Genomic DNA, 16,579 nt, shown 5'->3' with positions numbered 1-16,579 from the left:
ATGTCGTCGCTCTTGTTGTGCGGCCGGAACCAGGCGCTCTGCGTCAGCACCGGCTCGATCCCGAAGGCTGCGCCTTCCCATGAGAGAAGGCGGTCGCGGAAATCGATCGGCGTCGTTATGCGCGAGGCGACTATGTGCTTGCTCACGCTTATTTGCGCGACGACAACATACTAGACCGCGTGCTTCCGCCGGAAATTCCCATTCCTCCGATTGCCGAGGTCCAGCAGGCGCTTGAGGCTGCTGCCGTGCAGGTATCGGGCACCAGCGGCGCGAACCTTAAACGCCGGATGCGCACGGGAACGGTCGTCACCACCGATGATCGCAACTGGGAATTGCGCTACACCGACAGCGCTCTGCGTTTCTCCCAATCGCGTGCCGTTGCCATTGACATGGAATCCGCCACCATTGCCGCGCAAGGCTATCGCTTCCGTGTTCCCTATGGCACTTTGCTGTGCGTTTCGGACAAGCCGTTACACGGCGAAATCAAGCTGCCGGGTCAGGCTAACCGCTTTTACGAAGAGGCTATCGCAGCCCATCTCCAAATCGGCATCCAGACATGTGAGCTACTGCGCGAAGCCGGAAATAGCCTGCATAGTCGCAAGCTGCGCGCTTTCAACGAACCTCCATTCCGCTGAGGACTATCATGGAAATATGCCCACCCCTTTCCCGCTCGATTGCAGGTCGCGTCGCTATCGTAACAGGTGCCGCCAGCGGTATGGGGCGGGCAACCGCCATGCTTTTTGCTAGCGAGGGTGCAAAGGTGGCGGTGACCGATCTGGATCAGGCGGCATGCGATGCTGTTGTGGCCGAAATTAAAGCCAATGGCGGCACGGCGAACGCCTATGCTCTGGATGTTTCAAATCACGATGCGATTAAGTCAGTGGTCGCGAATATTGCCAGCGATTTTGGTGGCATCGACATTCTCGTCAACAATGCCGGCATCTCCGCATTCTGCCCTCTCGATGCTGCGGACGAATACGACGCCACTTGGGACCGCGCACTAGCCATTCTGCTGACCGCTCACCAACGCACGGTGCGCGCCACGCTTCCTTGGCTGCGCAAGAGCGACGCCGCTCGTATCGTGAATATCGCTTCAACTGAAGGACTAGGCGCCACCCCCGGCGATACGCCCTATGTTGCAGCCAAGACCGGAGTAACCGGCCTCACACGCGGCATGGCTGTCGATCTGGGTAAGGAGGGCATCACCGTCAACTGCATCTGCCCGGGGCCGATACGGACCGGTATGACTAGCAATGTCCCTGAAGACGACAAGATGCTTTACGCCAAACGGCGCACCGCACTGCGTCGCTATGCGTGGCCCGAAGAGGTGGCGCACATGACGCTCAGTCTTGTTCTACCCGCCGCCAGCTTCATCACGGGCGCTGTCATCCCTGTAGACGGTGGCTTGATGGCAAGGAACGCCTGACGGCTATCAGGGTGTGCCGGGCGCAGGTGCCGAATTGAACATCGGCCCGAACACTATGTCGACCTTTACATTGGCATTGGCAACAACATCGCCTTCGTTGGCTGAACCACCATTGGGCGTTGTCGAAACGCCTGATGATACTTCCTCTATCCGCGTAATCCGCCGCACAACCATCGTAAGCGCAGTTGCGTAAGCATCCGCCTGTCGCTTGGCATCATCGATTGCACGTTGACGGGCAAAAGTCAGCAGCGCGTTGCGATCGGTTACATCATATTGCGGCGGTTGGATCGACCGCACCTCGGCACCCTCCATCGACGAAATCACTTCACTGAGGCGAGTCTGGTCATAAAGATCGATATAGATATGCCAAACTGACCGCGCCTGCCCCGCTGTCGGTTGGCTGGATGGTGCCGTTTTGGTTTTCCTGATCTGCGCCGGGCTGACACCCATTGTACCAAGGCTGTTGACCAGCATATCAAAATTCTGCTGGTTCAGCGCATCCGCATCGACTGCACTGGCGGCATCCGAAACCATTTGTCCGCTCAGATAGACTATATTGCCCCTTTGCGTGTAGCTGCCAGACCCCGAGATATTGAGAACAATTTCGCCCAGCAAAAGCTGCGACTGATAATTGACGGACTGGGCGGAAACGGCGCCCGGAATCGAAAGTGCCAAGCCAAGGCAGGCTATCGATTTACGCATGGCGCCATTTCCTCCTCCGAGCTTCACCAGCCCTTCTTCTGGCCCTTATTCTGCTTTTTCAGCCAATCCATCAAGGGTTTAAAATATTCGATCATCGCCTTGCCAGACATTTCGCGGCTTCCGGTAAATGCTTCAAGTGCGTCTGGCCACGGCTTGGATGCGCCCATTTCGAGCATTGCATTCAACTTCTGGCCCACTTCCTTGTTGCCATAGAAGGAGCAACGATGCAGCGGTCCTTTCCAGCCAGCGGCATCACAGGCAGCCTTGTAGAACTGGAACTGCAGGATGCGGGCCAGGAAATAGCGGGTGTAGGGCGTGTTACCCGGGATATGGTATTTTGCTCCTGGATCGAAGGCATCTGCAGGACGTTCAACCGGCGGAACAATGCCCTGATATTGCCGACGGAGGTCAGTCCAGCCCTTGTTGTAGTTAGCCGGAGTGATCGTTCCGTTGAAGACGCCCCAACGCCATTTGTCTACGAGCAGACCAAAGGGAAGGAATGCCACCTTATCCATTGCCTGACGCAGCAACAGGCCAGTGTCCTTGTCCGCACTTGGTACCTTAGATTTATCGAGCAGACCTATTTGGACCAGATATTCGGGCGTGATTGATAGTGCAACGGCGTCGCCGATCGCTTCATGAAAACCGTCATTCGCACCGTTCAGGTGCAGATAGCTCTGCTTGTTATAGGCGCGCTGATAATAATTGTGGCCCAACTCGTGATGAATCGTCACAAAATCATCGGTATTGACCTTGATGCACATCTTGATGCGCAGATCGTCAACATTATCGATGTCCCAAGCGGAAGCATGGCACACGACTTCGCGGTCGCGCGGCTTCAGGAACTGCGAGCGGTCGTAGAACGTCTTGGGCAATGGCTCAAAACCGATCGACGAGAAAAAGCCTTCACCAATTTTGACCATGCCGATTTCATCGACGCCCTTGGCCTTGAGGAGGTCGCCGATATCATAGCCGATATCGCCTGCTCCTGCTGGTGCTACGACATCATAAATGCCGCCCCATTCCTGGGCCCACATATTACCGAGCAGGTCTGCGCGGATCGGTCCGGTTTTGGGTTGTACTGCATCGCCATATTTCTCGTTCAGCTTGTTGCGCGTGTAGGTGTGCAGTTCGTCGTAAAGCGGTTTCACCTCGAGCCAAAGCTTGTCGGTCAGTTTGGCAAAATCATCGGCGGGCATATCATAGCCCGACCGCCACATGGCACCGACGTCCTTGAAGCCCAGCTCGATCGCTCCTTCATTGGCAATTTCGACCATGCGGGCATAATCCTTGCCCATCGGCTTGCCGACATTGTCGTGCCAGCTGGTCCACATTTCCTTCAGCTCTTCAGGGTTCCGGTTGGTTCCCATCTCAGCTTCGATGTCGGAGCCGTTGATTTCCTTGCCCTTGAGCGTGCCCTTCCCCTTGCCGTAAGTCGAATTCAGCTTGGTCGCGATGGTGCTGAGTTCGGCAGCAGCCCCTGCTTTGGTCGGTGCTGGCAGAACAAGGCCGCCGCGCAAAATGTCAAGCTTACGCTTGTTTTCAGCCGATAACCCGGCAACATTTTGATACTTCGCAGCTTCCAACGCATAGGCAACAGCTTTTTCGGTGCCAATTTCACCGTAACGCGCAGCCAGCGCATCGGTATCGTCGGTTATGTAAGTCGAATTGATCCATTGCACTCGACCGGACTCGACCGTGAAATCGTAAAGGTCTTTTTCAGCCTTCGCCAAAAATGCTTCGGCATCGGCAGGGGTAGGTGCGGCATTCTGCGCCATAGCGGGCGTCGAAATCAGAGCAGCCGCAAGCGCGACCGTCGAAACGAATTTTTTCATCGGAAAACTCCCCAGAAACAACTTTCTGGCACCTTCCCTGCGCCTGCAGGCTTGCGAGGTCAAGCTTTGCGAAGTGCCATTCGTCGAAGCAGGAGCGCAACTAGCAGACCGATGAAGGTTGTAAGGAATGCCACGGTCTTTATCGGTCGCACCGTCGCCGCCAGTCGGGCCAAGGCATCGCTTCCTTCAAGGCGCATCACCTGGATAAACTGCGAGAGAGTTTCGGTGTAATCGGTCAGCCCAAACATCACTGCTGCGGCCATTATCACCAGCCCGAGACTACGCAGTCCCTGCCCCGATTGCGCGCGCATCACCTTGCCGCCCAACCAGGCGCCCCAACTGTAAACGCCGATAAAGACAAGGTCGACTGCCATGCTCAACCGCGCGAGCCAAAGCACGCCTCCGGCTTGCCAAGAGGTTTGAATTGCATTGACGCGCGCCGCTGTCGCTGCCGCCTGATGGTCGGAAATACCCATGGGCGCGACGCTGTTAGATAGCGAGGGATTTATTGCGATCATAACTGCGAACAGCGTCAGACCCAGCAACCAATACCGCCAGAAGCCTTTTTCATCGGATGTGTCCATTTTTACACACCCCCGACCAGAAAGTCCCGAATGGCGATGCCCAGTTCGGGTTTGATGACTGCGCTCATATGATTGCCAGGAACCGAAATCAGTCGCCCTTGCGGCAACAGATCCGCGAGCGCCTTGGCCGAACCATTGTCATTATCGTCTTCTCCGCAGACAACACCAATAGGCAGGTCAAAGCTGGTTATTGTGTCGACGGACGTGTCGACGAAAGTATCGAGTATGCGCAGGAGCGCCACCGGGTCACCACCTGTCGTTTTAAGAAACGCCTCGGCCATGAACGCAGGCGATCCGCGTTCAGGCCTTCCCAGATTTTCGAGGACGTGCCGGAAATGCCCGGCGCGTTTGCCGGTATCGGCCAGTCCTTCGAGGCCCATGCCTGAAATCACCACACGTCGCGGACGACATCCTTTTGCGAGCATCCTCGCCACCGTTCGTCCACCCAGCGAATAGCCCACCAGATCGAAATCGCTCAGGCCGAGATAATCAATTAACGCAAATTGGTCATCGGCCAATATATCCTTGGGATAATGCAACGGATCATGGGGTTTATCGCTTAGGCCGTGCGCTCTCAGATCAGGCATGATCACACGAAATCCAGCCTCAGCCAGCAGAGCCGCATGACCATATTTGATCCAATTGGTATCCGCTTCGCTGAAATAGCCGTGCAACAGAATGATGGGCCTGCCTTCGCCCATCTCGCGCACATAGATGGAAATGCCGTCGGCGGTTTTGAATGTGTGGCTTTGCATAGCCAATGGTTAGTCAGACCTGCCCTGCAAGGCAAGCAGTTGGAGCATTGCCTATAATAAGCATTGCTATTATATCAGTGCCTATGAGCGAAGATCTTGGCTTTCTGATTGGCGATACGGCGCGGCTTATGCGTCGCGCCTTTGACGAGCGTGTTCGAACCAAAGGCATTACCCGGCCACAGTGGCGGGTACTTGGGTTATTGAACCGATTTGGTGGCAGTACACAGGTTGCGCTGGCCGAAATGATGGATGTCGAACCGATTACATTGGGCCGTATGATTGATCGGATGCAAGATGCAGGTCTGGTCGAACGCCGGGCTGACCCGAGCGATAGGCGCGCATGGCGCGTTTATCTGACAACGTCGGGCGAATCGCGCCTCGAAGATCTGAAGCCGCTCGCTACTGAATTGTTTGCCGATGCCGTTTCGGGTTTGAACGATGCCCAGCAAGCTGAACTTGAAGCTATGCTCGACACCATTCGCCTTAATCTCACCCGGAAAGCGCCGGAGGCCGCCAATGGCTGAAGCTGATGCTCAGATGAAACCTGCCGCGCAAATCGAGACGGAACCATTCAAGCACCCGCGCAAATGGTTGCGCTTGCTGGCGATGGTTTCTGTTCCAATACTCCTGCTGATCGGCGGCATCGCCTATTATCTGGCCAATGACCATTATGTGTCGACAGACAACGCCTATGTACAGCAGGAAAAGGTTTCGGTCGCGGCTGAAATTGGTGGCCGGATCGTCGAAGTTGGTGTGAAAGAGAACCAACATGTCAATGCAGGCGACCTTCTATTCCGCATAGACCCGGAGCCATTCAAGATCGCAATTGCCCAGGCAGAAGCTTCGATAGCGGCTGCGCAGGTCAAAGTGGTTACGCTACAAACTGATCTCGGCAATAGCGGGGTCGATATTCAGGCGGCGCGCGATGATGTGGCGTTCTTCACTGAAGAATACAAACGACAGTCAGCCCTGATGCAGAGCGGTTTCACAACCAAGGCGCGGTTGCAGGCAGCCGAACACGCGCTCTCAACGGCGCGTAGCAAACTGGCGGGCGCCGAAGCCGACGCAAAAATGGCGCGCGCAGCACTTGCAACAGGTGCAGCGGCACCCGGTGTAAATCCCGGTGTCCTTGCAGGACAGGTGCAGCGTGACAAAGCATTGCTCGATTTGTCCAAAGCCGAAGTTCGCGCCCCTGCTAGCGGCATCGTAAGCCAAGCTGATCGACTGCAATTTGGCCAGATGATGGTGCAAGGCCTGCCCGCTTTAACAATCGTCACCGATGGTAATGGGTGGGTTGAAGCCAACTTCAAGGAAACCGACCTCGCAAAAATGCGTGTTGGTCAACCGGCAGAGATCAGCTTCGATGCCTATCCCGGCCTTAAAGTCAAAGGCCGCGTCGCCAGCATTGGCGCGGGCACGGGATCGGAATTCTCAGTGCTGCCTGCGCAGAATGCCAGCGGCAACTGGGTCAAGGTCACCCAGCGTGTTCCCGTGCGGATCGAAATCCTCGAAAAGCCAAAGCGGCAAATGATCGCCGGTCTGTCAGCCTATGTCCGCATCGACACCGGCAAGTAATTACACTCCCGGCACGGCGGCGCTGCCCGTCGAACATAAGGGCCTGCTGACCGTAGCCGTAATGGGCGCGTCGATTATCCAGATTCTCGATTCCACCATCGCTAATGTTGCAATACCCCATATGCAGACCAGCTTGGGCGCGACAATCGACAGCGTCACTTGGGTTCTGACGAGCTACATCCTTGCAACAGCGGTCGCCATGCCTTCCGCAGGCTGGCTCTCTGATCGGATTGGCTCCAGGCGGTTGTTCCTGTTCGCCGTAATCGGGTTCATTGTCACCTCAATGTTGTGCGGCGCTGCGACAAGCCTGACCCAGATGGTCATCTTCCGCATATTTCAGGGATTTTGCGCCGCCTTTATAGGCCCGCTGTCACAAACCATCCTGCTCGACATCAATCCGCCGGAAAAGGCTCCGCGCGCCATGCAAATCTGGGGAATGGGTATAATGTGCGCCCCCATATTCGGGCCTATGATCGGTGGCTGGCTGACAGAAAGCTACAACTGGCGCTGGGTGTTTTACATTAACTTGCCCATCGGTATCCCTACCGTTGCCATCCTTTGGTGGCTCCTGCCGTCGCGTGCAATTACTGACCGAAAGCTCGATATATTCGGCTTCGCAATGCTCGCACTTGGGCTAGCATCGCTGCAACTCATGCTCGATCGCGGTCAACATGTAGACTGGTTCGAAAGCTGGGAAATCATCAGCGAACTCGGCGTGGCAATAGCCGCTTTCTGGATGTTTGTAGTTCACAGCATGTCGACCAAGCGCCCGCTGTTCGATCCAGCGATGGTGGCAAATGCCAACTTCCTGACCGCGATGCTGTTTGCATCGCTTATCGGACTGACGATGTTCGGCATTTTCGCCCTGATGCCGCCTATGTTGCAGAACATTTACGGCTATTCGGTATTCGACACAGGCGTGCTGCTTGCGCCGCGCGGTTTCGGCATCCTCTTCGGTATGTTCATGGCTGGGCGGCTGATATATTATTTGGATATTCGCTGGATCATTTTCATAGGCTTTTCAATCGTAGCGGCCTCAATATGGATGATGACCGGTTGGGCGGTCGAGATGGGGATGTCAAACTTCGTCATAGTCGGCCTGACACAAGGTTTCGGCATGGGACTCACCTTCATGCCTACCAATTTCGTCGCCTTTTCGACGCTTCCGCTTTCAATGCGTACTGATGCTTCGAGCTTGCTTTATCTTTCACGCAGCATGGGCGGCAGCTTTGGCATATCCATCAGTATCACGATGCTGACGCGGAGCATCCAGATAAATCATGAGGAGCTCGGCGCGCGCATCACTTCATCGAGTTTCGACATAGCGGATCCGGCAACGGCCGATCGCTTCGGCGTATTGGGAGACGCATTTCTGCGAGTATTGGATATCGAAGTGAATCGACAGGCAGCGATGATTGCATATCTTAGCGACTTTAAACTGCTATTTTTCATCGTGCTGGCGATATTGCCACTGACTTTGCTGGTGAAACCTGTCGGCCAGCCAAACGGGCCACACCAATATCTTCCCGATTAAACGGCACGCTTCACCAGCCCCTTTTGCTGCATCCGCCATAGCGCCATTTCGATCCGGTCTTGCCCGAAAAAGGGCTCGTCATCGAAAACCAGTGTTGGCACTCCCCAATGACCACCTGCTTCGAGTGCTGTCTGGTTGGCATGGATTTCTGCGTCAAGTGCTTCCGCGTCGTCCAGAGCCTCAGCATCCAGTTCGGCAAGGTCAAGACCGGCTCGCTCGGCGGCACCAACCAGATGATCGCCTTCGTGCCAGTTTTCCGCACCGCCCCAGATTAGCCGTCCTGCCTCATGCGCAAAGGCTGTGCCCTTTCCGCGCCGCGCCGCAGCCTGCCCAAGTCGCGTCAGACGGAAGATATAGGGCTGCTCGTCCGCGATCTTGCGCGTCATCACATTCTGCACGATCGGATCCGGCCTTGGAGGACCAAAGGGGATGCCGTGAAACTGGGCCACACGGAACATGTCGGTAAAAGTATAGCGCAGCCAGTTGGGCGGATTGCGTTCAAAAAAATCAGGTTCGCGAATAGCGAGCGGATAGACTGGGCGTAATGCAATATCGACGCCCCATTCCTCCGCCATCGACCGATAGCGGCCGATGGCGAGATAGGAATAAGGCGATCGGAACGAGAAGAAGAGGTCGGCTTGCAGTGTCATGTCGACATCCTGAACTGCATTCAGCCCTTCTTCAAGTGCCGACGTCCCAATAATTCGGCAATCTGCACCGCGTTGAGTGCTGCGCCCTTGCGCAGATTGTCCGAAACGCACCAAAGGTTGAGGCCGTTGTCGACGGTGGAATCGTCGCGCACGCGGCTAACGAAGGTGGCGTAATCGCCAACGCATTCAATCGGGGTGACATAGCCGCCGTCCTCGCGCTTATCGACAAGCATTACGCCCGGGGCTTCGCGCAGGATCTTCTGTGCATCTTCGGCGGACAGTTCGTTTTCCATCTCGATGTTGATCGATTCAGAGTGGCCAACGAACACCGGCACGCGCACGCAGGTTGCGGACATCTTGATCTTGGGGTCCAGAATCTTCTTGGTTTCGACGACCATCTTCCACTCTTCCTTGGTCGAACCATCCTCAAGGAATTTGTCGATATGGGGAATGACGTTGAAGGCGATCTGCTTGGTGAATTTGCGCGGTTCGACCTGGTCGCCCACGAATATGGCACGCGACTGTTCGAACAATTCGTCCATGCCTGCTTTGCCCGCCCCTGAGGCGGACTGATAGGTCGACACCACAACGCGCTTAATTGTCGCTGCATCGTGCAATGGCTTGAGAGCCACCACCAGCTGCGCCGTGGAACAGTTCGGGTTGGCGATAATGTTACGCGCCTTATATCCGTCAATCGCGTCTGGATTGACCTCTGGCACGATCAACGGCACGTCGGGATCCATCCGATAGAGCGATGCGTTATCGATAACCACACAACCCGCAGCCGCAAATTTGGGTGCATATTCTTTTGACCCGTCGGTGCCGATGGCGAAGAGCGCAATATCCCAACCAGTCGGATCGAAATGTTCGATATTCTGGACCTTAAGCGTCTTACCGGTTTCACCAAACTCGATTGTGTCGCCAGCAGAACGCGATGAGGCAAGCGCTGCCAGTTCATCGATTGGAAACTCACGCTCCGCCAGGATATTCAGCATTTCGCGCCCGACATTGCCCGTGGCACCTGCAACTACAACTCGATAACCCATTATGACTTCCTCACATTCGAACTTGCTATCGGGACAAAGAAAAAGGCCGGGGTCCCGTTAGCGGATCCCGGCCCTTTCGGTATCTTGGTTTCAAACAACCAGACGGGATCAGCCTGCGGCATCCTGTTTGGTAGTAATCTTGCGCTCGGCGATACGCGCCTTCTTACCGGTGCGGCCGCGCAGATAATACAGCTTCGCACGACGGACGGCGCCGCGACGGACAACTTCGATGCTTTCAACGTTGGGCGAATAAAGCGGGAATACGCGCTCTACGCCTTCGCCGAACGAAATCTTGCGGACGGTGAAGTTCGATCCCATGCCCTTGTTCGAACGCGCGATGCACACGCCTTCATAATTCTGCACACGGGTACGATCACCTTCGATCACCTTGACGCCAACGCGCAGGGTGTCACCGGCCCGGAATTCCGGGATGTTCTTCTTGGTGGCAAGTTCGGCAATCGCCTCTTGCTCAAGTGTCTGGATCAGGTTCATGGCCTGTCTTCTTCCTTCTTCAACTGCACACCAGAGGCAGGTCAGTCCCGAGCGTTCTTGTAACGCTCCCAAAGGTCTGGCCTGCGTAGCCGTGTATCGCTCTCGGCCTGTTGTTTCCGCCAGGCTTTGATCTTCGCATGATCCCCCGATCGCAGCACTTCAGGGATCGTGCGCCCTTCCCACTCAGCAGGTCGGGTATAATGCGGATATTCGAGAAGACCTTGTTCGAAGGACTCTTCATACCCGCTATCGGGCGCGCCCATTACGCCGGGAAGCAGCCGAATGCAAGCATCTAATAGCATCAAAGCGCCCATTTCGCCGCCGGAAAGGATGATGTCGCCCATGCTGATCTGTTCGATTTGCGGCCGGGCTTCAAAAAGGCGCTCGTCAAAGCCTTCGAAACGGCCGCAAATGATGGTCGCTCCGGGCCCAGATGCGAGCGCACGAATCCGTTCTTGCGTGATCGGTTTGCCACGTGGAGTCATGGCGAGGATGGGCAAATCAGGCGCTTTTTCAAAGACATCATCGACTGCTGCCGCCATGACGTCAACCTTGAGCACCATCCCTGCCCCACCGCCCGCAGGTGTGTCGTCAACCGTCCGATGTTTGTCCGTCGCAAAATCGCGGAGTTGAATTGGATTACAAGTCCACTTGCCTTCGTCCAAAGCACGACCAGCCAGCGACACCCCTAAAGGACCGGGAAACATTTCCGGGTATAGCGTCAGGATTTGGGCTTGGAAGGTCATTGCACAAAAGCAGCTTCGACTAAGATCCGCTCACCCCATTCGGGCACAGCTTTGACGTTCATGGGCACCATAAAACGCTTTTTATCAGGCTTTTCGATTTCCAGTATGTCGCCTGCGCCGAAATTATCGACGGCGATGCATTGGCCAAGATCTTCACCGTCGGTAGAGACGCATGGCAGGCCAATTAGGTCACTATAATAATATTCGCCTTCGCCAAGCGGCGGAAGTTCGGCACGTGATACGGTGAGTAGCGTGCTGCGCATCGCCTCTGCTGCATTGCGATCCGTGATTTCGGCGAAACGGGCGATGGCCCCGCCCTTATGGGCGCGCACTGACTTCAGCGTCAGTGCGCCGCCATTATAGCTTTTGTGCCGTTTGAGGCTGTCCACACTTTCCGCGAACAGCTTCAATCGGACTTCGCCCGTCACGCCATGCGCACCGGCGACGGCGGCAAGCGTGACGGTCTTTTCAGCCAAGGATCAACCCTCAGCCTTTTCTTCGCTGGCTTCGTCAGCTGCCGGAGCTTCTTCAGCGGCAGCTTCCTCGGCAGGAGCAGCTTCTTCGGCGGCAGGTGCTTCAGCAGCAACTTCTTCGGCCGGAGCAGCTTCTTCAGCAACCGCTTCTTCAACCGCCGGAGCAGCAGCAGCGGCCGCGGCAGCTTCTTCAGCTTCAGCCAGCTTTGCAGCCTTGTCTTCCGCGCGATCCTTCGCCTTCTGGCCGGGTTCACCCTTCTTCGGGTTTACCGAGGCCTTGCGCTCCTTGACGCCAGCGGCATCGAGGAAACGGGCAACGCGGTCCGAAGGCTGCGCGCCTGCAGCCAGCCAATGCTTCGCACGGTCAGCGTCCAGGACTACGCGACCAGCGTCGTCCTTGGCGAGCTGCGGGTTGTAGCTGCCGATGCGCTCGATGAACTTGCCGTCGCGCGGTGCACGCGCGTCAGCGACGACGATTTTGTAATAAGGGCGCTTCTTTGAACCGCCACGCGACAAACGCATTGCCAATGCCATGATATTTACCTTTACCTTTCTGATTCAATTCTTTGAATGTATGTGAAAACCTATTTTTTCTTATTCAACAATCTCGCAATGTCCGGCGGCAAGCCGCCCGCACCACCTCCGGGCATGCCCGGGAGGCCACCCATTCCTTTGGCCATCGAACCCGGCGGCAGCCCGTGCATGCCCTCCATCGTCGCGCCCAGATCGCCGCCCGATTTGCCGAACAGCGCGGCGAGCCCTTTTAGGCCGCCCATTTTCTTGATGCGCTTCATCGCGCTTTCCATCTCCTGATGCATTTTCAGGAGGCGGTTGACGTCTTGAACCGTGGTGCCCGAACCATTGGCGACGCGGATCTTGCGCTTCGCGTTCAACAATGCCGGCTTTTCGCGTTCTTTGGGCGTCATCGAGCCGATGATCGCGTCCATGCGGTGCAGGATCTTGTCGTCCATACCGCCTTGCGCCATCGCCGCCTTGGCCTTTTTCATGCCCGGCATCATACCGGCAAGCGCGCCGAGTCCGCCCATCTTGGTCATTTGACGAAGCTGGGCGCGCAGATCATTGAGGTCAAACTGACCCTTCGCCATTTTGGCGGCGAGCTTTTCCGACTCTTCCTGATCGACAACCTGTGCGGCGCGCTCAACCAGGCCGACAACATCGCCCATGCCTAGAATACGGCCGGCAACGCGTTCCGGATGGAAGGCTTCGATGGCATCCATCTTTTCGCCGACACCGGCGAATTTGATCGGCTTTCCGGTAACGGCGCGCATCGAAAGTGCCGCACCGCCGCGCGCATCGCCGTCCATACGGGTCAGCACGACACCCGTCAGATCAACTTGCTCGCTGAAATTCTGCGCTACGTTGACTGCATCCTGACCGGTCAAAGAGTCGACCACGAGCAGGATTTCCTGCGGTGTTGAGACGTTGGCGACAGCCTTCATCTCATCCATCAACTGCTGGTCAACATGCAGGCGACCTGCGGTATCGAGCATCAGGACGTCGAAGCCCTGCAGTTTTGCCGCCTGCATCGCCCGCTTGGCAATGTCCACCGGCTGCTGCCCCGCAACAATCGGTAAAGTCGCAACATCAACTTGGGTACCGAGCGTCGCCAACTGCTCCTGCGCTGCCGGGCGGTTGACGTCCAGCGACGCCATCAACACCTTTTTGCGCTCTTTTTCTTTGAGAAGCTTGGCAATCTTGGCCGTCGTGGTGGTTTTACCCGAGCCTTGCAGGCCTACCATCATGATGATCGCGGGCGGCGCAACGGCGAGATTCAGTTCGCTAGCATCCGAGCCGAGCATTTCGACAAGCGCGTCATTGACGATCTTGACGACCTGCTGACCAGGCGTAACCGATTTCAGTACCGACTGGCCGACGGCCAGCTCGGTAACCTTCTCGACAAATTCGCGTGCTACCGGAAGCGCGACGTCGGCCTCAAGAAGCGCAACGCGAACCTCACGCATCGCTTCGCGGACGTCTGCCTCGTTCAGCGCACCGCGACCGCGCAGGCGATCAAAAACGCCTCCCAACCGGTCGCTCAGCTTGTCGAACATCGAACTTCCTTCAACATTTTTCATACAGAAACGCACAAAACGCCGGTGGGCGAAACCTCGCTGACCGGCGTGTGATGTTGCTGCACATCGATAAAATAGAGCCAAAGCCCTGTGTGAACGGGCCCTTAGTCCCGACTTTGCAAAAATGCAAGCCGGTTATGCTAGACGGCTACACGACTGCACTAGGAACCCTGAATTAACCCAATTTTGACCTTTCTTATGCAGAAAGCCTGCGAATACAGGGATAAGGATGATATGCGGGCCACGCGGAACAATCGCCCAGAAATCGGCGAAGACGGACAAGTCATTCGGGGCGATTCAGCTTCCCGGGCAAGTTTGCTTCTTATCTTTTCGGTACTTGCCATGTTCGTCTATATTGGCGGATCGGTAGGCACACAGCTGGTTAAGCAGTATTTCGGTCAGGGTGCGACGACCGACCAGGCCATGGTTTCCGCCCTGCTGCTCAATATTGCGCTCATATTGCTGATTTGGCGGCGCACCAGCGCGCTGAGTGACGAAGTCGATGTCTATCGTCAGGCTGAAGTTCGCGCCCAGCACTTGGCCATCACCGACCCGCTGACAAACCTTTTCAATCGAAGGGCTATCAAGGAAAAGACGGCCGAATTGACGACGCGGGCTTCGCGGCGGGGCAAGTCGGTTGCTTTCCTGATGATTGATCTGGATGGCTTCAAAAAGATAAACGATCTTTATGGCCACGACAGCGGTGACCAGCTGCTGCGCGAAGTGGCTGATCGCATGCGCGATACGGTTCCTCCTTCCAGCGTGCTGGCTCGGCTGGGCGGTGATGAGTTCGGAATCTGTATGGTATTCGAACCCGAATTTCCCGAAACCGTGGATCGCGTTGCCGAGGATTTGATAGAAGCACTGTCTCGACCGGTTACCATTGGAGATACCGACCATAGCATAACGGCTTCCATCGGCATCAGTAGGCCGGAGTTGGACTGCGACGGCATAGATATGCTGATCCGCCGTGCAGACATTGCCCTATACGCCGCGAAGAAAAATGGCCGTAACGGCTTTTGCTGGTTTGAAAACGGTATGGAGGTCGAACTACGTACCCGCAACTCGCTCGAAGCCGATATCCGTGTGGCTATCCCCAACGACGAGTTCGTTCCCTATTTCGAACAACAGATCGATTTGCAGACTGGAGAACTGGCGGGCTTTGAAATGCTCGCACGCTGGGTTTCACCCATGCGCGGTCTGATTCCACCTGACGAATTCATCCCCGTAGCCGAAGAAACCGGCATGATCGGCGATCTTTCGATCAGCATCATTCGCAAGGCCATGCTTGAGGCGAAGAATTGGGATCCAAAGCTGACCATCTCGGTCAACATTTCACCCGTCCAGTTGAAAGACCCTTGGCTCGCCCAGAAAATCGTGAAGCTGCTGGTTGAAACGGGCTTTCCAGCCCAGCGACTTGAAGTCGAGATTACCGAGAGCTCGCTGTTTAAAAATCTCAGCCTGGCCCAATCGATTGTAGGCAGCTTGAAGAACCAGGGCATTCAGATCGCTTTGGACGATTTCGGCACTGGATACAGCTCACTTGCTCATCTGCGCGCATTGCCTTTCGATCGCATCAAGATCGATCGCAGTTTTGTCTCGACGATGCTGGAAAATCCGGAAAGTGCGGCGATCGTAAATGCCATTGCCGGACTTGGGTCCAGCCTGAGCGTGCCGATTACCGCCGAAGGCATTGAAGAACAGGCGCTGGTAGACAAGCTCCGAGAACTGGGCTGTACCAAAGGCCAGGGATGGTATTATGGCCAGCCCATGTCGGTCGACAATGTTCGAAAAATGCTGGCCGAACGCAATCTTCTGGTCAGCCGCAAATCGTCAAATTTGGGCGATAAGGCCGAGGCAGACGAAAAGCCTGCCTATGGTAGCAAGGTGCAACGCGCCGCTAGCTGACGACGATACGACAAGGCGCGGCTTTCTCTGGACTTGGGACCAGACGATGGCCTAATGCGCTGCCGTTATGGCAGCGCCTTTTCACAAGATGCACGGACTGGGCAACGATTTCGTTGTCATCGATGCCCGCAGCGAACCTGTCGACATGACTGGTCCCCGCGCACATGCGATCGCCGACCGACGGACGGGCATTGGCTGCGACCAACTCATTCTGCTTGAGTCCTCTTCATCGGCCGATGTGAGGATGCGCATTTTCAATGCCGATGGTGGTGAAGTGGAGGCCTGCGGCAACGCGACGCGCTGTGTCGCGACATTGCTGGGCAAACCGGCTCGTATCGAAACCAAAGGCGGAATTCTTGAAACGCAGCCACAGGAAAATAGCGCGACGGTATTCCTGAACCCACCTGCCTTTGATTGGGAATTCATCCCGCTCGCCATGCCGATGGATACGTTCGACATGCCGGTTGGCTGGGAAGACCTCGAACGACCGATGGCGGTCAATGTCGGTAATCCGCATGTCATTTTCTTTGTTCCCGACAGCGAAGCCGTCGACCTGGAGCGACTAGGGCCGATTGTCGAGACGGACCCGTTGTTTCCTGAAAAAATCAACGTCAATGTCGCGACCATCGTTGATCCGCACAATATCCATTTGCGCGTTTGGGAGCGCGGCGTTGGGTTGACACTGGCGTGTGGCACGGGTGCTTGCGCCACAGCCGTTGCCGCAATCCCCAGTGGCAGGGCAGTATCGCCGGTCACTATC

Annotated in this window: 17 protein-coding genes and 1 pseudogene; 7 read left to right on the top strand and 11 right to left on the bottom strand. The window is 56.1% G+C overall.

Annotation, left to right across the window (positions count from 1 at the left end; all coding sequences use genetic code 11):
- Positions 1–125: 125 nt before the first annotated feature.
- Together Q0239_RS05155 and Q0239_RS05150 are read left to right on the top strand one after the other, a co-directional pair.
- Positions 126–635, top strand: a pseudogene (locus Q0239_RS05155) (AMP nucleosidase); the annotation flags it as partial.
- A gap of 8 nt (positions 636–643) precedes the next feature.
- Positions 644–1,426 carry an SDR family NAD(P)-dependent oxidoreductase gene (locus Q0239_RS05150; protein ID WP_298599413.1) on the top strand — a complete coding sequence of 261 codons (783 nt, stop codon included), beginning with the start codon at positions 644–646 and terminating at the stop codon, positions 1,424–1,426.
- Between the two features lie 6 nt (positions 1,427–1,432).
- Here Q0239_RS05150 and Q0239_RS05145 read toward each other — a convergent pair whose 3' ends face one another.
- Genes Q0239_RS05145 through Q0239_RS05130 form a run of 4 tightly spaced genes read right to left on the bottom strand, consistent with a single transcriptional unit; the run spans position 1,433 to position 5,302 of the window.
- Positions 1,433–2,128, bottom strand: coding sequence for an SIMPL domain-containing protein (locus Q0239_RS05145; RefSeq protein ID WP_298599410.1), 696 nt, complete (start codon positions 2,126–2,128; stop codon positions 1,433–1,435).
- 23 nt (positions 2,129–2,151) lie between these two features.
- Complete coding sequence (locus Q0239_RS05140; RefSeq protein ID WP_298599409.1) at positions 2,152–3,963, bottom strand: M2 family metallopeptidase; 1,812 nt, start codon at positions 3,961–3,963, stop codon at positions 2,152–2,154.
- Positions 3,964–4,022: 59 nt separating this feature from the next.
- The gene (locus tag Q0239_RS05135) at positions 4,023–4,547 is read right to left on the bottom strand and encodes a hypothetical protein (RefSeq protein WP_298599407.1); all 525 of its coding nucleotides are present in this window, start codon (positions 4,545–4,547) and stop codon (positions 4,023–4,025) included.
- Positions 4,548–4,549: 2 nt separating this feature from the next.
- Positions 4,550–5,302 carry an alpha/beta fold hydrolase gene (locus tag Q0239_RS05130; protein WP_298599404.1) on the bottom strand — a complete coding sequence of 251 codons (753 nt, stop codon included), beginning with the start codon at positions 5,300–5,302 and terminating at the stop codon, positions 4,550–4,552.
- An 83-nt stretch (positions 5,303–5,385) separates the two neighbouring features.
- Between Q0239_RS05130 and Q0239_RS05125 the strand changes: the two genes are divergently transcribed.
- The 3 genes from Q0239_RS05125 to Q0239_RS05115 are packed head-to-tail and all read left to right on the top strand — an operon-like array spanning position 5,386 to position 8,411.
- Positions 5,386–5,826, top strand: coding sequence for a MarR family winged helix-turn-helix transcriptional regulator (locus Q0239_RS05125; protein WP_298599401.1), 441 nt, complete (start codon positions 5,386–5,388; stop codon positions 5,824–5,826).
- Positions 5,819–6,877: an HlyD family secretion protein gene (locus Q0239_RS05120; protein WP_298599398.1), complete on the top strand. Its 1,059-nt coding sequence runs from the start codon at positions 5,819–5,821 to the stop codon at positions 6,875–6,877. Before Q0239_RS05125 ends, Q0239_RS05120 begins: the two co-directional genes overlap by 8 nt.
- Complete coding sequence (locus Q0239_RS05115; protein ID WP_298599395.1) at positions 6,852–8,411, top strand: DHA2 family efflux MFS transporter permease subunit; 1,560 nt, start codon at positions 6,852–6,854, stop codon at positions 8,409–8,411. The genes Q0239_RS05120 and Q0239_RS05115 overlap by 26 nt, the downstream gene beginning before the upstream one ends.
- Here Q0239_RS05115 and Q0239_RS05110 read toward each other — a convergent pair.
- The 7 genes from Q0239_RS05110 to ffh all read right to left on the bottom strand — a co-directional run bounded on the left by Q0239_RS05110 (position 8,408) and on the right by ffh (position 13,890).
- A complete protein-coding gene (locus Q0239_RS05110) occupies positions 8,408–9,061 on the bottom strand; it encodes a 2-hydroxychromene-2-carboxylate isomerase (protein WP_298599392.1) in 654 nt (217 codons plus the stop codon). The two genes, Q0239_RS05115 and Q0239_RS05110, sit on opposite strands and share 4 nt — an antisense overlap.
- Before the next feature lie 20 nt (positions 9,062–9,081).
- Entirely contained in the window at positions 9,082–10,107 is a 1,026-nt protein-coding gene (locus Q0239_RS05105; RefSeq protein WP_298599389.1) for an aspartate-semialdehyde dehydrogenase, read from the bottom strand.
- A 108-nt stretch (positions 10,108–10,215) separates the two neighbouring features.
- The gene (rplS, locus tag Q0239_RS05100; protein WP_298599385.1) at positions 10,216–10,599 is read right to left on the bottom strand and encodes a 50S ribosomal protein L19; all 384 of its coding nucleotides are present in this window, start codon (positions 10,597–10,599) and stop codon (positions 10,216–10,218) included.
- A gap of 41 nt (positions 10,600–10,640) precedes the next feature.
- Positions 10,641–11,345, bottom strand: coding sequence for a tRNA (guanosine(37)-N1)-methyltransferase TrmD (gene trmD, locus Q0239_RS05095; protein ID WP_298599382.1), 705 nt, complete (start codon positions 11,343–11,345; stop codon positions 10,641–10,643).
- The gene (rimM, locus tag Q0239_RS05090) at positions 11,342–11,821 is read right to left on the bottom strand and encodes a ribosome maturation factor RimM (protein WP_298599379.1); all 480 of its coding nucleotides are present in this window, start codon (positions 11,819–11,821) and stop codon (positions 11,342–11,344) included. Before rimM ends, trmD begins: the two co-directional genes overlap by 4 nt.
- A 3-nt stretch (positions 11,822–11,824) precedes the next feature.
- Complete coding sequence (rpsP, locus tag Q0239_RS05085) at positions 11,825–12,352, bottom strand: 30S ribosomal protein S16 (RefSeq protein WP_298599377.1); 528 nt, start codon at positions 12,350–12,352, stop codon at positions 11,825–11,827.
- Between the two features lie 50 nt (positions 12,353–12,402).
- The gene (gene ffh, locus Q0239_RS05080; protein ID WP_298599374.1) at positions 12,403–13,890 is read right to left on the bottom strand and encodes a signal recognition particle protein; all 1,488 of its coding nucleotides are present in this window, start codon (positions 13,888–13,890) and stop codon (positions 12,403–12,405) included.
- 363 nt (positions 13,891–14,253) lie between these two features.
- On the opposite strand from ffh, the gene Q0239_RS05075 reads away from it, so the two are divergent.
- Together Q0239_RS05075 and dapF are read left to right on the top strand one after the other, a co-directional pair.
- Complete coding sequence (locus tag Q0239_RS05075) at positions 14,254–15,819, top strand: EAL domain-containing protein (RefSeq protein ID WP_298599371.1); 1,566 nt, start codon at positions 14,254–14,256, stop codon at positions 15,817–15,819.
- A 67-nt stretch (positions 15,820–15,886) separates the two neighbouring features.
- Positions 15,887–16,579 (top strand): diaminopimelate epimerase (gene dapF / locus Q0239_RS05070; RefSeq protein ID WP_298599368.1); only part of this gene is annotated, 693 nt, incomplete at its 3' end.

Origin of the sequence: uncultured Sphingorhabdus sp., assembly GCF_937872355.1 — a bacterium.
Classification (GTDB): Bacteria; Pseudomonadota; Alphaproteobacteria; order Sphingomonadales; family Sphingomonadaceae; genus Sphingorhabdus_B.
The sequence above is the reverse complement of the archived record's forward strand: the minus strand, read 5'-3'. Positions and strand labels throughout refer to the sequence as shown.

Coding starts and splice junctions, on each gene's coding strand:
- Q0239_RS05150 (WP_298599413.1), top strand. CDS start 644: ATGGAAATATGCCCACCCCTTTCCCGCTCGATTGCAGGTCGCGTCGCT.
- Q0239_RS05145 (WP_298599410.1), bottom strand. CDS start 2,128: ATGCGTAAATCGATAGCCTGCCTTGGCTTGGCACTTTCGATTCCGGGC.
- Q0239_RS05140 (WP_298599409.1), bottom strand. CDS start 3,963: ATGAAAAAATTCGTTTCGACGGTCGCGCTTGCGGCTGCTCTGATTTCG.
- Q0239_RS05135 (WP_298599407.1), bottom strand. CDS start 4,547: ATGGACACATCCGATGAAAAAGGCTTCTGGCGGTATTGGTTGCTGGGT.
- Q0239_RS05130 (WP_298599404.1), bottom strand. CDS start 5,302: ATGCAAAGCCACACATTCAAAACCGCCGACGGCATTTCCATCTATGTG.
- Q0239_RS05125 (WP_298599401.1), top strand. CDS start 5,386: ATGAGCGAAGATCTTGGCTTTCTGATTGGCGATACGGCGCGGCTTATG.
- Q0239_RS05120 (WP_298599398.1), top strand. CDS start 5,819: ATGGCTGAAGCTGATGCTCAGATGAAACCTGCCGCGCAAATCGAGACG.
- Q0239_RS05115 (WP_298599395.1), top strand. CDS start 6,852: ATGTCCGCATCGACACCGGCAAGTAATTACACTCCCGGCACGGCGGCG.
- Q0239_RS05110 (WP_298599392.1), bottom strand. CDS start 9,061: ATGACACTGCAAGCCGACCTCTTCTTCTCGTTCCGATCGCCTTATTCC.
- Q0239_RS05105 (WP_298599389.1), bottom strand. CDS start 10,107: ATGGGTTATCGAGTTGTAGTTGCAGGTGCCACGGGCAATGTCGGGCGC.
- rplS (WP_298599385.1), bottom strand. CDS start 10,599: ATGAACCTGATCCAGACACTTGAGCAAGAGGCGATTGCCGAACTTGCC.
- trmD (WP_298599382.1), bottom strand. CDS start 11,345: ATGACCTTCCAAGCCCAAATCCTGACGCTATACCCGGAAATGTTTCCC.
- rpsP (WP_298599377.1), bottom strand. CDS start 12,352: ATGGCATTGGCAATGCGTTTGTCGCGTGGCGGTTCAAAGAAGCGCCCT.
- ffh (WP_298599374.1), bottom strand. CDS start 13,890: ATGTTCGACAAGCTGAGCGACCGGTTGGGAGGCGTTTTTGATCGCCTG.
- Q0239_RS05075 (WP_298599371.1), top strand. CDS start 14,254: ATGTTCGTCTATATTGGCGGATCGGTAGGCACACAGCTGGTTAAGCAG.